The organism is Frigidibacter sp. ROC022 (genome assembly GCF_024723735.1).
GTDB lineage: Bacteria > Pseudomonadota > Alphaproteobacteria > Rhodobacterales > Rhodobacteraceae > SLM-1.
This window is the reverse complement of sequence record NZ_JANQDU010000003.1, coordinates 208115-222508: the sequence shown is the minus strand read 5'-3', so window position 1 is coordinate 222508 and position 14394 is coordinate 208115. Positions and strand designations below refer to the sequence as shown.

The following is a 14394-nucleotide window of genomic DNA, read 5'->3' as shown; positions in this document are numbered from 1 at the left end:
GGCCCCATCACACCGGCCAGCTGCCGAAGGGCTGCTTTTCAAGCTGCATGCTGCCATCGGCGCCGCGAGAAATGTTGATCCAGGCGCGCCAGTTCTCATCATCGACCTCCGGGTAATCCAGCCTGAAATGGCTGCACCGGCTTTCGGTGCGGAACAGTGAGGCGCGCAGTTTCATCTCGGCGCTCAGGATCATGTTGCGCGTCTCCCAGGCCAGCCGCAACTCGTGCATGTTGGCCGCCCGCAGCATCGGCGCGTGGTGGTCGCGCAACTCCTCGACATAGGCCAGCGCCGCCTGCATCATCGTGCCCTTCTTGATGTAGAGCACGAAGTTCGGGATCATCACGCCTTGCAGTGTCTGGGTGACCCAGGCCGGGCCGTAGCCCGTCTCGCGCCGCAGCGGAGCCAGGATTTCGCCGGTGATCTCGACCAGCCGCGCATCGGAGATGACCGGGGCCGCGACCGAGGCGGCATAGGCAGCGGCGGCCTCGCCCGCGATGGCGCCCTGCACCGCCGACCCGGCCAGGGACGAGCCGATCTGGGTATAGATGCCGCCGGCCATATGGCTGCCCAATGCATCGCCCGCGGCATAGAGACCGGGAATGTTCGAGGCGCAGCGGTCGTCGAAGGGCACCAGCCCTTCCGACTTGTGGATCGCCATTCCCGCCGAGGCGCCGCCGACATTCGCGCTCGGGGCGAAGCCGGGCGGCGGTGCGCCGGGACCGCCGCCGTCACCCGGGGGCGGACCTCCCGGCGCGCCGCCCGCGCCATCGGCCGCACCATCCGGGGGCGCGAAGCTGCGTTGAAACTCCTCGGGAACATAGGGCCCACCCGCCACCTCTTCCTCCGGCGCCTGCGACCCCGGCCCGCCCGCGACCGGATTGCCGGTCACATAGGCGCGGTAGTTCAGATCGACGCCGAGATCGTGATGCACCTCGACACCGTTGGTCGAAGGCACCCGCTCGAACATGTCGCCCCAGCCGTCGAAACAGGCGGCGGGGTTGACCGACCGGGTGGTATGGCCGTCGTTCCATTCCTTGCCGGTGACCTTGGCGCCGATCCGATAGGCCATCACCGTGCCGTCATGGGTCAGGTCGCAGACCGGGAAGCCGCTGGGCTTGAAGCCCCCTGCCCCGGTGCAGAGGATGACCGTCCTGGCCCTTATGGTCACGGTCTCCTCGGCATCGACGCGAAAGCCCGCAGCCCCGGCGATCCGCCCGTCTTCCTTGATCAGATGGGTCACCACCACCCGTTCCAGAAGCGGGATCCCGCGGTCCTCGATCGGCCGCATGAAGGGACGGTTGGCCAGGGTCTGGTCGAAGAACCCCCAGTCGCGCAGCTCTTTCGCGCGGTCCAGCGAGTGTTCGGCCAGCTGCCGTGTATAGACCGGGTTGTTTGTGCCCAGGGCCGAGCGCGAGACGGTCTCGACGAAATCGTCGATGGTGCCGGTCTCGGTCGCGGGGTCGAAGACGAAGAAGCCCTTGCCGAAGGGCGTCAGCCCCGACGAGCCGAGCCGCCCTTTCGAGACGATCATCGTGGCGGCCCCCGCATCATGCGCCTTCACCGCGGCGAACAGCCCGGCCATGCCGCCGCCGATCACCAGAACATCGGTGGCATGGTCGGTGTTGGTGACGGCGTCCGGGTCGAACTCGACATTGTTCTGCCCCCAGGCGGCCATCCCGAGCGCGGCCAGCCCGCCGGTCGCACCGGACAGGGCCAGGAACGCGCGGCGGGTCGGGGCGGTTTCATCGGCGGCGCTCATGTCGGGGCTCCTTCTGACATCGGTTGGCTGCGGGGTTTTCCCGGCTGCCCGCCCAGATAGAGCCGCGCCAGCATCGCGAAGCCGAGCAGTGCCAGGGTGAGGAAGAAGACCGACATCGCGATGTCGGTATGTCGGCCCAGGGCGATCGAATGCCACAGGGCCAGCACGGTGAACGAGACTGCCAGCCCGCCGTGGAAATACCGCCAGCCGCGATAGCGCAGGGTGAAGTGCGGGATCAGTTTCCGGCGGAAGAACACGGTGATGCCCAGCACCACCATCACGACCCAGGCCGCGAGGCCCAGCACGATACCCAGGTTGCCGAAATCGGTCACCATGATCCAGAACGCATCCCAGGGCCTGATCCCGCCCTCCAGATAGCGCGGCAGCACGATGAATGCCGGGTGCAGGAAGATCACGCCGATCGCCGTGTAGGCAATGACCTTGTGAACCTTCTGGATCTGCGGTGGCTTGAACAGGCCGAGCAGGGTTTCATTGCTGCGCGCCAGGAAGAACTGGCCCAGCATCATCGTGAAGGCCAGCAGCGTCAGCAGCGACAGCGCCTCCTTCAGGACCGAGCGGCGCGGGGCATCCCCCAGCCCATAGAGCAACAGCGGCAGGCCGACAAAGACGGCCAGCGCGGTGACGATCGCGTAGGTTCTTGCGGATAGCTTCATCTCTCAGCCCCAGGGAAGAACGACGGGAATGGATTTCTCGGGCGCCATCTCGATCGCGTCGACGGGGCAATACATCCGGCACAGGTGGCAGATCTGGCAATCGGCGGGATAGGCGATCACCGCCTTGCCGTGCTCCATCCGGAGCACGTCGCAGGGGCAGGACTTGACGCATTCCTCGCAACCGATGCAGCCATTGATACTCTTGATCGTCATGGGCTTGGTGTCCTTTGCTTTCGGAACATGGGCAGGATGCCCGCTGCGAATGCCCTCCCGCATTCACCGGGGTTGGAGCCGCGCTAACGCACGCAGCGCACCAGATTGTCCGGACGGTCTACGTCGCAGGCATTCACCGAACACAGGTCTTCGTCCGTCAACTCTTGTCCGGTCAGCGTCTTGATCGACGAGCGTTGCGCGCCGGCACCGTGCCAATCGACATAGTCGGTCTGGTCGCCCGCCTTGCTCAGCGCCTTGCCGAACACGATGACATTGGCATGGCTCTTGATGTCCCCGAAGGTGGTGCTGGTCCAATAGTCGAGCGTCTCGGAATCCCGGGTGATGCCGAAGAAGGCCTCGTCGATGGCCGGAAAGCCGGTCTTGTCGTAATCGACGATGCTCTGCAGTTCCTTGGAGTTCGGCAGATACCAATCCTGATGGCCGCCCAGGTCGAGCGCCTCGCAATAGGCAAGCGCCTCGGCCCATTCGCGGCGGGTGCCGTCATCGGCCTGTTGCCACATCCGGCCGGTGGCCAAATCCGTGATGGTGCCGTCCCCGTTGTCCGCGAACTCGTTGACGCCATAGACATTCGCCGCGCCGCTGACGCAGCGCACGAAGTTTCCGGGCGCCTTGTCCCCGGTCGAAAGCCCGCTGCTCGTCGAGGGTCCGCCGGTGTAGAAATCAAGCCCGGTGCCATAGGCCTTGATATGACCGTCGGCGAAGTTGAAGCCGAAGGCGCCCTGGTTGCGACCATTGATGATCGGGCCCTTCAGGTAGAGCGTGCTGCTCCAGTACTGGCCGGCAAAGACCATCTGGCCCTCGGGATAGTCGAAGTCGAAGACCGCGGTATCGAGATAGGGCGTCGGGCTGCCCTCTTCCGGTTTCAGAAGCTCGCCGCGGAAGTCGGCCAGTGAATAGAGCTCCTTGATCGCGGGAAGCCGCCAGTCGGTCAGGCCGCCCAGTTCCAGCGCCTCGCAATAGCCGATCGCGTCGGCGTATTGCAGGCGGTCGTTCCCGGGCGTCTGCTGCCAGACCAGGCCGGTGTTGTCGTCGGTCACGGTGCCATCGCCATTGTCGGTATAGGACGCCGCAAGGCGCGGGTGCTGCGCGTCCTGGCCATAGAGGGCTGCGCCCTCGGCGGGGCAATCGATGGCGGCTCCCGCGACATCGAAGCACTTGTCCTGCATCGTATCGACAAGAGTGTAGCTGGTCCGTTCGGCAGCGCTCGCCTGGGCGGCACAGACGACCATTCCGGGGATCAGGGTCGCGCGACCGACCGCTGCAATCCGTTGGTGAAGGCTCATGTCTGGTTCCTTTGCGGTCTTTCGTTCGATTGATTGCGTGTCGTGATGCGCTGCCGCCGGTGGCGGCGGCGCTCAGCGCATGTTGAAGAGTTCCTGGTGAAACGCGCCGGAACGCAGACCGTGCGCGATCAGGTCCTTGCGCAGCGCGGCGCCGAAGGCCGCCGGTCCGCAGAACCAGATGCTGGCCGAGGCCCAGTCCGGCAGCATCTCCCGCAGGCGCGCGCCGGTGAGCAGCCCGTCCCGGCTGTCGATCATCAGGTGCAGATCGACATCGGCCGCCGCGACGTCCCGGGCGAGCAGGTCACGGGCCTCGGGAGCGATTTCGGGCACGCAGTGGAACAGATCGACCTGCCTGCCATCGGGTGTCGCCGCCATATGCTTCAGCCGGGCGATAAAGGGCGTGATGCCGATCCCTGCCCCGATCCAGATCTGCCGGTCCTTTCCGTCCTCGAAGGTAAAGCGCCCATAGGGCCCTTCGACCGTGACCTCGTCCCCCACGGCCAGCTTCTCGGGCAGACGCTCGGTGTAGTCGCCCAGACCCTTGCTGATGAAGGTGATGGACCGGGTGGCCGGGTCCCAGGCCGAGGCGATGGTGAAGGGGTGCTTGCCCTCCTTGCGATCGAAGGAGACGAAGGCAAACTGCCCCGCCTTGTGGCCCGGCCAGGCCGCGTCGAGGGTGATTTCGGCTTCCGTCACTTTCATCGACGGGATCTTGAGCACCGAGGTGATCTTCCCGCCGACCCGGCGGCGGCGGCCGATCTGCCGGGTCAGGGCCAGCACGGCGGTCACGACGCCTCCGGCCATCAGCAGCGCCACCACGATGCCGAGCGGCTGCGTCCAGGCCCCGACATCCAGCAGGACGATCCCGTGGAAGACCAGCACCAGATAGACGACCGCCAGCAACGTGTGGGTCGAGGCGAAGAACCGGTAGGGAATCCGCTTGATCAATGCGGCGGCGATCAGCACGACCGCGGCGTAGAACGCCCATTCGCCCAGCATCTCGGCGGTGCCGCGCTGGCTGTTGAGGAATTCCCGGATCGCGCCCAGTTCGGGCGCGTCGCCGGTCGGTCGCCGCCGCTCGGGCGCCTCCATCAGACCCAGAGACACGGCCCATTTCGGACCATTGGCAAAGACCCAGTGTGCGACGGCCACGACCAGCGCGGTGATCCCGAGCCACTTGTGCAGACGATAGGACTTGTCGAGCCCGTTCAGCCACCTGTCCACCCAGCCCCAGCGGGCCGCCTGGATCATCGCCACGCTCATCGCGCCGATGGCCAGAACACCGGAATACTGCATCAGCAGGTTGCGGATGGTGATCACGTTCAGGGTTTCGGGAAGCGGCAGGCTGGTCGCCAGCCAGAGAAGGGAAAGGCCGAACAACAGGGCCCAGAAACTGGTCTTGATGGTCTTCACGTCACTTGTCCTGGTTGAGTTCTCGCGCAATGCGCCTTGGTCAGCTCTGGGCCCATGGCGGGGCCGCAAGAAGGAAATGGGTCAGCGTGGCATCGAGCGCGTAGAACCCCCAGTGCAGGGAATAGGCCCAGCGGAAGCCGTTGTTGACCCGCAGGTAGAGATAGGGGAGCAGCGCCCCGAAGGCGGTCGCCGACAGGGTGAAGCGGGTGACATAGGTCGGGGTATATCCGTCGAAGGCCAGCAGCAGATGGAATCCGCCAAAGGCCAGCGCCATGCCGATCGCGATCCGCATGAGGCCGAAACCGGCCCGGGCGGCGGTCAGGATCAGCCCGGCGGCCAATACCTGCTGGAACAGGATATCGGCGGATTTCGGCAGGTAGTACCAGGCCGAGGCGAACATGAAATCGGGCGCTTCGGACGGTGCGCGCAGTTTCGACACGCTGGGCAGCAACGGAAGGACATAGACCACGAAAAGCGCGAAACCGGCGAGGATGGGAAGCATCACCAGCCCCTCGCGCGCCGCCGTCCGGTGGCTCAGCGCCTCGGTGAACAGGCCCCGGAACAGCCACAGGGACAACGCCGCCCAGCCCAGATAATAGGCCGTGAACAGCACCGGCGCCCCGTCATAGCCGTTCTCCAGACCGAGCTGCGCGACCAGCATGTAGTAGCCTTGGCTGGAGACCAGCCAGAGCACGGCGATGATCAGCGCCGCGCGGCCGACCCGCGCCAGCGCGTTCGGATCGGGAAGGCCGCCTTGGGACTTTTCCATGTGGATATTCGGGGTCACGTCGCGCTATCGCCTCTTGGCAGAAACGGGGCCTGAGTTGGGTCAGCCCCTGGGTCCCGCGCCGTCGGGGACGCAGAGCATTGCGTCATCCCGACCTTGCAGTGGCAGCCGGCAGGCACCGTCCAGTTTCGTGCCCTCCGGACCCGTGACCGAACAGCTGTCGTTCTCGACCCTGGCTTCGCAGGCTTCGAATGCCTCGCGCGGCGGCGGGCCGCCCTGTGGGCCACCTGGAGGCGGTGCCTCGGCCTGCGCCGGTTCGGGCGGGACGGTCCCGCCGCCGTCATCTGCAGTCGCGGCCAGAGGCAGGGCCAGCAACGCGGCCAGTGCGACCGACGGCAGGGGGAGGTGGTTCAGGGTCATTTCGGATGGTCTCCGGCAGCATTTCGGGTTGGCCGCGACTCTCAGGGGCGCGGCGGGCGACCGCTGGCATCACAGGTCGTCTGTCCTTCTACGAGCGTGCAGCCGGTTTCCGCCGCGAGGCAGCCAAGAATCTGGTTCGAGCCCGCAGCCCCGGCATGGTAATGGTAGGTCAGGCCCTCGGCTTCGTGCCCGTAACATTCGTCCAGCCCCTCGGGAGCCGAGCCATCGGCCAGCAGGTGCGGAAAGATCGCATGGCCATCCATCGCGATGCCGATCTGGCCGCCGTGGATCGCCGCCTCCCCGGCCCCGTCCAGTTCCGCCGCCGCATCGGAGAGGCAATCGGTCACGGCGTGGTAGTGATAGCCGACATGAGTGTTCACATGGCCGCCGCAATCGTCGAAGGGCGCGATGGTGTAGGCTCCGAGGATCGCATCGACAGGCGCCGGACCGTCAAGCCGCACTCCGTTCCGGGCAAGGCCCGCCCCGCCCAGGTTGGTCGGCGACGGCCGCTCGGCGGGGACCGCATGCAGCGGGATGACATAGGTGACCGAGGTATCTTCCGGCATGTATTCCGGCAGGCATTGCACGCAGTAGTTCCGATAGGCCGGATCGACATCCGGGCGCGCCGCCGCCTCGCAGGCTTCCAGGGTGCCTGTATAGCGGACGGCCCCGGTCTCGGGATCGAACAACTGCCAGTTCGAGTCGCCATAGACCTCGGCCAGGCTGGCGATGAAGGCGCCGTCCACATCGACGGCTTCGCCCTCCAGGAACCAGATGCCGCCGGCTTCGGCCCCATCCGAGACATTGGTCGGGCACCAGGGCCCGGGCGTGTAGGTCTTGGGGTCCGGGCGGACGGTGATCGAGAAGCAGGTCGTTTCGGTGCCGCCGGACAGGGTGCAATCAACCAGATCGGGGCCGGCCACGACATCGGCCGTCTCGAAGAACTCCGCGATCGCGGCAAGGCCGGAATCGTCGGAATGTGCAAGGGCCGGCCCGGCAGTCAGCAGGGCAAGCGTGGCCAGGGCCAGGCCTGAATGGGCAGGTGCTTTTGCGGTCATGAAGGTCCCCTCGGATATGGCGGCAAGAATGTCCGGACTTGCGGTCCCGATACCACTAGCATATTAACTATTAGCATACAAATCATTCGGCCCGGCTTCCATGCCTTCCTCAACAACGCCGGTCCCGTCCGGCGGAAACGCGCCGGCGGCTGGCCTCTCGGGGTTCCTCCGGCCCTGTTGCGGCGGCATGTGCCGGAGCAGGGCGCGCGGCAAGGGAACGGCTGGCAGGGATCGTCGGGGCATGGGCGGCCGCGCAGGCCCGAAAAATCGGACCCGTTGCGATCACAGGCCCCAACTTTGACCATGCCCCGCCTGAATTTTGTGGTATTTCAACCCCATGGATATTGTTGTCGTCACGACGGTCATTGCATCGCTTTTCTTCGTCATCGGCGCGGCCGAGCCGCTGGCGGCGCGGTTGCGCCTGCCCTACAGCGTGATCCTGGCGATGCTCGGCGTGCTCATCGGCGCCGGTGCGATCTTCTTTCTCCGCACCGATCTGACGGATGCGCTGAACCCGGTGGCCGAGGCGATCCTCGGCCTGCCGATCCGGTCGAATGTCTTCCTGTATGTCTTCCTGCCGACGCTGCTGTTCCAGGCGACCCTGGGGATGAACCTGCGCCGGATGCTGGACGACTGGGTGCCGATCCTGATGCTGGCGGTGGTGGCGGTCGTCATCGCCACGCTCAGCGTCGGCTATGCCCTGTACTGGGTCAGCGCCCTGCCCCTGGCGGCCTGCCTGCTGATCGGGGCCATCGTGTCCACCACCGACCCTTCGGCGGTGGTCTCGATCTTTCGCTCGATCTCGGCGCCGCGCCGGCTGGCCCGGATCATCGAAGGCGAAAGCCTGCTGAACGACGCCGCGGCGATCGCGATCTTCGGCCTGTTCATGGGCTTCGTGATGCTCGGGGTGCCGGACCCGAGCCTGCGCGACGCGCTGGCCCGGTTCCCGGTGCTGATTGCCGGAGGTGCGTTCACCGGCTGGCTGTCGGCCCGGATCGCTGTCTGGGTCATGGCGCTGTTCAGCCGCCATGAACTGGCCCAGCTCTCGATCTCGATCTCCCTGCCCTATCTGGCCTATATCGGGGCCGAACAGAGCGTCGGCGCCTCGGGTGTCATCGCCGTCGTCGTCGCGGGGCTGACGCTGAACCTGACCGGGCCGGGCCGGCTGTCGCCGCAGACCTGGAAGAACCTGCGGGAACTGTGGGGGATGCTGGCACATTGGGCCGGGGCGCTGATCTTCATTCTGGCCGCGCTGCTGATCCCGCGGCTTCTCGAAGAGGTTCGGGCCGCGGATGTCGCCCTGGTCGGCGTGGTGATCCTGGCCGCCATCGTCGCGCGGGCGATCATCCTGTTCGGGCTGCTGCCGCTGCTGACGCTGCTGCGGGTCTCGCCGGCGATCGAACCGCGCTACCGGGTGGCGATCCTCTGGGGCGGGCTGCGCGGCGCGGTGACGCTGGCGCTGGCCCTCGCCGTGACCGAGAGCTTCCGGGTCCCGGCCGAGACCAAGCGCCTTGTCGGCATCCTCGCCACCGGCTTCACGCTCTTCACCCTGTTCGTTCAGGGCACCACGCTTCGTTCGATGATCGGCTGGCTCGGGCTCGACCGGCTGTCCCCCATCGACGAAGCCCTGTCGCGGCAGGTCGTCGCCGTCGCCCTGCAGACGGTGCGCGAGGACGTGGCGACCACGACCGAGAACTACGACCTGAGCCGCGACATCGTGCGTTCCGAGGCCAAGGACTTCGGGGCCCGGCTGGACGTGGCGGTGAAGGATGCCGAGGAAAGCGCCGACATCCTCGACCGCGACCGCGTGACGCTCGGGCTGATCGCGCTGGCCGGGCATGAACGCGACAGCATCCTTGTCCGGGTGCGGGAGCGGACGATCTCGGCGGGAATGGCCGAACAGGTGCTGTCCGATGCCGACCGGCTGATCGAGGGGGCGCGCACCGGCGGCCGCAGCGGATACCAGCGCGCGGCGCGGCGCAGCGTCGCCTATGGCCGGGCCTTCCGGGCCGCCGATCTTCTGCACCGCCGGCTCGGCCTCTCGGCCCCGCTGGCCCGGCTGACCGCCGACCGGTTCGAGCTTCTGCTGTCGCAGCGGCTGATCCTGCGTGATCTCGGCACCTTCATCGACGGGCGGATCCGCCGGATCCACGGACGCCGGGTGGCGGAGCTGCTGCGCGAGCTGCTGTCACGCAGGATCGAGGCGGTGGAGACGGCGCTCGAAGGCCTGCGGCTGCAATACCCGGGCTATGCCGAGGAACTGGAGCGGCGCTTCATCCGCCGCACGGCACTGCGGCTGGAAGAACGCGAATACGCGGCGATGCGGGAAGACGGGCTGATCGGGGCCGAGGTCTACACCGCGCTGATCCGGGGCCTGCAGGCCCGCCGCGCCGCCGCCGAGGAGCGCCCGGGCCTCGACATCGCATTGCAGCGGACCGAGCTTGTCCGGCAGTTCCCGGTCTTCGCCGAACTGGACGATGCGGCCCTGAAACGGCTGGGCCGGGCGCTTCAGACCCGGTATGTCAACGCCGGCGATCTGGTGATCCGCAAGGACGTGGCGGCCAGAAGCGTGTTCTTCATCGCCTCGGGCGCCGTCGAGCTGGAAAGCGCGGGGCAAACCTGGCGGCTGGGCCGGGGCGAGATGTTCGGACAGATGGCGATCCTGATGAACAAGCCGCGCCGCGCCGAGGTTCGGGCCATCGCCCCCTCGACGCTCCTGGTGCTTGACGAAGCACGGTTCCGCCGGCTGCTCGACCGCAGCGCGGCCCTGCAGGAGGCCGTCCGCGCCAGTGCCGAGAAACGCGGGATTCCGTCCTCGACCCTGTCGCCGGACAACGGGGACGGGCCCGGAACCTCTCCGACCTGATCCGCGCGCCATGGTCCGGGTGTCAGCCCGCCCGCCGGATCGTGCCCACCAGTTCGGTCGCCTCGGCCAGCGTGTTGGAGATCGTGCCGTATTTTCGCAGGTTGCGATGCAGCAGGTCGAGCCGCTGGTCGGATTCGTCGGTATCGACGGTGATCTCGTAGTCGATGCGGACCATCTTCGGCGGGCTGTCCTGCCGGACCCCGTGCAGGCTGATCTCCATGCCGCGCAGGTCGAATTCCAGCATCGGCGCCACCCGTTCGGCACCCTTCAGCATGCAGGCGGCAAGGCTGGCCAGCAGCATCTCGGCCGGGTTGAACGCGTCGTCGCGCCCGGCCATGTCGGTGTCGAGCACGATCCGCGCCGACTTGGCCCGCGCCTCGGACCCGTGGCTGTCGATCCGACGGGCGGTGATCTTGTATTCCAGCATCATTCACACTCCTTGAACGGTATCATCATGGCAATTCGTGCCGCAGGGGCAGCGCGCGCCCGTGCATCGAAGCGATGCATGCCGTCGACAAAACCGGCCCCCGGGGCTTGTCTGCCGCCGGCCGGGCGCTAAAACCCTGCCCCGAGGGGCACAACGGCTGTTCGATTACTCGGCCGGGCTGGCCCCCGCAGAGCTGAACATGGAATTCAACAATGTCCTCCGCCTCCCCCGTCCTGCATATGCTCTGCGGAAAGATCGCCGCCGGAAAATCCACTCTGGCGGCCCGGCTCGGACGTCAGGACCGCACCGTCCTGCTGGCCGAGGACGAATGGCTGGGCGCGCTCTTTGCCGATCGGATGACCACTGCCCGTGACTATGTGCGATGTGCCGCCAGTTTGCAGCAAGTCATGGGGCCGCATGTCGTATCCCTGTTGAACGCGGAGGTTTCGGTGGTCCTAGACTTTCCTGCGAACACCGTCGAAAGCCGAAAATGGATGCGCAGCATCCTCGACCGGACCGCCGCCGCGCATCAGCTTCATGTCCTGAACCCGCCCGACGAGGTCTGCCTGGCCCGGCTGCGGGCGCGCAACGCGCAAGGTGATCATCCCTTCGCGGCGACCGAGGAGCAATTCCGCCAGTTCTCTCGCCATTTCGTCGCCCCCTCGCCTGAGGAGGACTTCAATATCGTTGTCCATGGCGACAACGGCTGACTCCCGCCGCGCCCCAGCCCCCACAATCCGCAGGCAAACCCGCCGATGGGGCGGCAGACCCTGTCATGCGGTCAGCCAGCCGTCGAGTTTGGCCGCGTCGGGCAGGCCGCCGGCATGGACCAGTTTGCCATCGACCGAGAGGCCCGGCGTCGACATCACCCCCGCCACGGCGATGGATTTGGCATCGGTGATCTTTTCGACCGCGACCTCGATACCGAGCCGGGCGGCGGCTTCCTTGACCATGGCTTCGGTGGCTTCGCAGCGCTTGCAGCCGGGGCCGTAGACCTTGACGGTTTTCATGAGGATGTCCTTTCAGAGCAGGAAATTGAAAAGGAAGCCGGTGGCGAGGATGCCCGCCGCGACAACCGCGATGAAGATGGCGATCAGCCGGTAGGTCAGCACCTGCTTGAGGATGACCATCTCGGGCAGGCTGAGCGCGATCACCGACATCATGAAGGCCAGGGTCGTGCCAAGGGCCGCGCCCTTGCCCAGCAGCGCCTCGACGATGGGGATCACCCCGGCCGCGTTGGTATACATCGGCACGCCCACGACCACCGCTGCCGGAACCGACCACCAGGCCTCGCCGCCCATGATCTTCAGCATCACCGCTTCGGGCACATAGCCATGGATCGCGGCGCCGATGCCGATGCCGACCAGCACCCAGATCCAGACCTTGCCGACGATCTCGCGCACCTGTTCCAGCCCGATCTTCAGCCGGTCCACCAGGGTCAGCCGCTCTTCGGGCAGGTCGCCCACTGGGCCGGCATTCAACTCGCGCACCCAGTCCTGAAGGTATTTCTCAAGCCCGAAGCGGCCCAGCACCCAGCCCGAAACGGTGGCGATGGTGAAACCGAAGACAAGGTAGATCGTGGCGATCTTCCAGCCGACGAGGCCATAGAGCAGCCCCAGCCCCACCGGCCCGACCATCGGCCCGGCGATCAGGAAGGAGAAGGTCACACCCAGCGGAATCCCTGCCGAGACGAAACCGATGAACAGCGGCACCGAGGAGCAGGAACAGAAAGGTGTCAGCACGCCCAGGGCGGCAGCCAGCGGATAGCCCCAGATCTGGCGCTTGCCGGCAAGCAGCGCGCGGGTCTTCTCGGGGCTGAACCAGCTGCGAAGCACGCCGGTCACAAAGACGATCCCGGTCAGGAGCAGCAGCACCTTGGGCACGTCATAGGTAAAGAAGGCGATCGCCTCACCGGTGTGGCTGTCGCGCGCCACCGGGAACAGGCCGGTCAGCCATTCCGAGATCGGGATCAACTGACCGTAGAGCAGGTAGAGCAGGACACCCGCGACGGGCACGCCAAGATACCAGAGCCAGTCCGGCGCCGCGCGATGCGGCATCGGGGCATGGGTTTCGGTGGTCATGCGACCTTCCTTTCAGATTTGCGTTCCGCGGCCAGCACCGCGTCGATGACGGCAGCCAGTTCCGGCGCGAGTTCCGGATTGCGGCGATAGCGCACCCATTGCGCGTCGCGCCGGTCCAGCACCAGACCGGCCTCGCGCAGCACCTTCATGTGCCGCGACATCCGGCTCTGGCTGGTGCCGAGCCTGGCCATCAACTCGCAGACACAGTGTTCGCCACCGCGCCAGAGCAGCGCGAGTGCGGCGCGGCGTGTCGGGTCGGTGAGGGCGGTGAGAATCTCTTGCATGCAGGATAGATATGCGCCCGGGCGCATATGCGCCTTGATCCATGTCAGCCGGCAACGGCATGGCGCCATGCGCCCTGCCCCGCGCTCCTTGCATCCGCCCTAGAGCTGCTCGTCCCGAATCCAGTCGATGAACGCGCCGGCATCGGGCCGGGAGCCCAGATCATCCCGCTCGACGAGGTAGAAACTCTGGCCCATCGGAATCTCCACCCCGAAAGGCGCGACCAGCCGGCCCACCTCCAGATCATGCCTGGCGAAGCTGCGGCTGATGATGGCGCAGCCATGGCCGCCGCCGAGGATCTGCAGGGCGATCAACGAGGAGTCCGCCTTCATCCAGTGCGACGGTCGCGGCCGGTCGGCGCCGAACCGGTCCAGCATCCGGTCCCAGTCGGTTTCCGAACCGACGATCTGCACGATGTCGGCCGCGCAAAGCGCTTCGGCCGGCGGCGCACCGGTCAGCGTCCCGGCGTAATCCGGATGGCAGACGATGGTCTCCGCCGCGATCGGCAGGGGGTGGATGCTGTGCTCCGGCCAGTCTCCCTCGCCATAGCGGATGTCGAGATCGATGCTGGCATCGCTCATCCGGTCGGCCCAGACCGTCGTCGACAGTTCGATCTCGACTTCCGGATACAGTCGGCGGAAGCCGTTCAGCCGTGGCGCCAGGATCAGCGCCGCGAAAGAGATCGAGGACCGGACCCGGAGACGCGACTTGCGCCTGTCGCTGAACAGCCCGTCCGTCGCCGTCTGCATCTCGAGAAAGGACTTCCGGATCGGCAGGGCATAGGCCTGACCGAGGTCGGTCAGTTCGACCCCCTTGGCCAGGCGCTTGAACAGCTGGATACCCAGATGCCGTTCCAGTAGCCGGATCTGCTGGCTGACCGCCGCCGGGGTCAGGTGCAACTCGTCGGCGGCGGCGCTGAAGGAGCTGTGACGCGCGGCGGCCTCGAACGACCGCAGCCAGGTGACATGGGGCAGTCGGCGCATGTTGTCACGGTTCCTTCCCGAACAATGCCCAAGGGCTTCCGGACCGCGGCCGGCCGGTTGCCCGAAGATGAATGGGGCCTGAGCGGTCAATATCGTCGTTTGCATTCCCGGCTGCCTGCTGCCCCATTGTGCGACGAATGACAACAGCGCCGGCGCCTTGCATCCGGCGGGTGTCCGGCAGCTTGTG

At 66.6% G+C, this 14394-nt stretch carries 15 protein-coding genes; 2 read left to right on the top strand and 13 right to left on the bottom strand.

Annotated features, from left to right (window positions below; translation table 11 throughout):
• Nucleotides 1-7: 7 nt before the first annotated feature.
• From NUW50_RS12830 to NUW50_RS12795, 8 genes are all read right to left on the bottom strand, one after another.
• Nucleotides 8-1759, bottom strand: a complete 1752-nt coding sequence (locus NUW50_RS12830; RefSeq protein WP_258289533.1) for an FAD-dependent oxidoreductase — start codon at nucleotides 1757-1759, stop codon at nucleotides 8-10.
• Nucleotides 1756-2433, bottom strand: coding sequence for a ferric reductase-like transmembrane domain-containing protein (locus tag NUW50_RS12825; protein WP_258289532.1), 678 nt, complete (start codon nucleotides 2431-2433; stop codon nucleotides 1756-1758). The genes NUW50_RS12830 and NUW50_RS12825 overlap by 4 nt, the downstream gene beginning before the upstream one ends.
• A gap of 3 nt (nucleotides 2434-2436) precedes the next feature.
• Complete coding sequence (locus NUW50_RS12820) at nucleotides 2437-2646, bottom strand: 4Fe-4S dicluster domain-containing protein (protein WP_258289531.1); 210 nt, start codon at nucleotides 2644-2646, stop codon at nucleotides 2437-2439.
• 83 nt (nucleotides 2647-2729) lie between these two features.
• On the bottom strand, nucleotides 2730-3950 hold the full coding sequence (locus tag NUW50_RS12815; RefSeq protein ID WP_258289530.1) for an Lcl C-terminal domain-containing protein: 1221 nt from the start codon (nucleotides 3948-3950) through the stop codon (nucleotides 2730-2732).
• A 72-nt stretch (nucleotides 3951-4022) separates the two neighbouring features.
• Nucleotides 4023-5363: a ferredoxin reductase family protein gene (locus NUW50_RS12810; RefSeq protein ID WP_258289529.1), complete on the bottom strand. Its 1341-nt coding sequence runs from the start codon at nucleotides 5361-5363 to the stop codon at nucleotides 4023-4025.
• Between the two features lie 40 nt (nucleotides 5364-5403).
• On the bottom strand, nucleotides 5404-6132 hold the full coding sequence (locus NUW50_RS12805) for a hypothetical protein (RefSeq protein WP_258289528.1): 729 nt from the start codon (nucleotides 6130-6132) through the stop codon (nucleotides 5404-5406).
• A gap of 60 nt (nucleotides 6133-6192) precedes the next feature.
• Nucleotides 6193-6510: a hypothetical protein gene (locus NUW50_RS12800; protein ID WP_258289527.1), complete on the bottom strand. Its 318-nt coding sequence runs from the start codon at nucleotides 6508-6510 to the stop codon at nucleotides 6193-6195.
• Between the two features lie 41 nt (nucleotides 6511-6551).
• Nucleotides 6552-7568 (bottom strand): YHYH protein, encoded by a 1017-nt coding sequence (locus NUW50_RS12795; protein WP_258289526.1) that lies wholly within the window; start codon nucleotides 7566-7568, stop codon nucleotides 6552-6554.
• A gap of 337 nt (nucleotides 7569-7905) precedes the next feature.
• Here NUW50_RS12795 and NUW50_RS12790 point away from each other — a divergent pair, with 337 nt between their 5' ends.
• On the top strand, nucleotides 7906-10434 hold the full coding sequence (locus NUW50_RS12790; RefSeq protein WP_258289525.1) for a cation:proton antiporter: 2529 nt from the start codon (nucleotides 7906-7908) through the stop codon (nucleotides 10432-10434).
• Between the two features lie 22 nt (nucleotides 10435-10456).
• Here NUW50_RS12790 and NUW50_RS12785 read toward each other — a convergent pair whose 3' ends face one another.
• Complete coding sequence (locus NUW50_RS12785; protein WP_258289524.1) at nucleotides 10457-10864, bottom strand: OsmC family protein; 408 nt, start codon at nucleotides 10862-10864, stop codon at nucleotides 10457-10459.
• A gap of 209 nt (nucleotides 10865-11073) precedes the next feature.
• Here NUW50_RS12785 and NUW50_RS12780 point away from each other — a divergent pair, with 209 nt between their 5' ends.
• Nucleotides 11074-11571, top strand: a complete 498-nt coding sequence (locus tag NUW50_RS12780; RefSeq protein WP_258289523.1) for an AAA family ATPase — start codon at nucleotides 11074-11076, stop codon at nucleotides 11569-11571.
• A gap of 63 nt (nucleotides 11572-11634) precedes the next feature.
• Here the strand turns inward: NUW50_RS12780 and NUW50_RS12775 are convergent, their stop codons facing one another.
• From NUW50_RS12775 to NUW50_RS12760, 4 genes are all read right to left on the bottom strand, one after another.
• Nucleotides 11635-11871: a thioredoxin family protein gene (locus NUW50_RS12775; RefSeq protein WP_258289522.1), complete on the bottom strand. Its 237-nt coding sequence runs from the start codon at nucleotides 11869-11871 to the stop codon at nucleotides 11635-11637.
• Between the two features lie 12 nt (nucleotides 11872-11883).
• Nucleotides 11884-12942, bottom strand: a complete 1059-nt coding sequence (locus NUW50_RS12770) for a permease (RefSeq protein ID WP_258289521.1) — start codon at nucleotides 12940-12942, stop codon at nucleotides 11884-11886.
• A complete protein-coding gene (locus tag NUW50_RS12765) occupies nucleotides 12939-13226 on the bottom strand; it encodes an ArsR/SmtB family transcription factor (protein ID WP_258289520.1) in 288 nt (95 codons plus the stop codon). The genes NUW50_RS12770 and NUW50_RS12765 overlap by 4 nt, the downstream gene beginning before the upstream one ends.
• A gap of 99 nt (nucleotides 13227-13325) precedes the next feature.
• Nucleotides 13326-14207: a LysR substrate-binding domain-containing protein gene (locus NUW50_RS12760; RefSeq protein WP_258289519.1), complete on the bottom strand. Its 882-nt coding sequence runs from the start codon at nucleotides 14205-14207 to the stop codon at nucleotides 13326-13328.
• Nucleotides 14208-14394 lie beyond the last annotated feature (187 nt).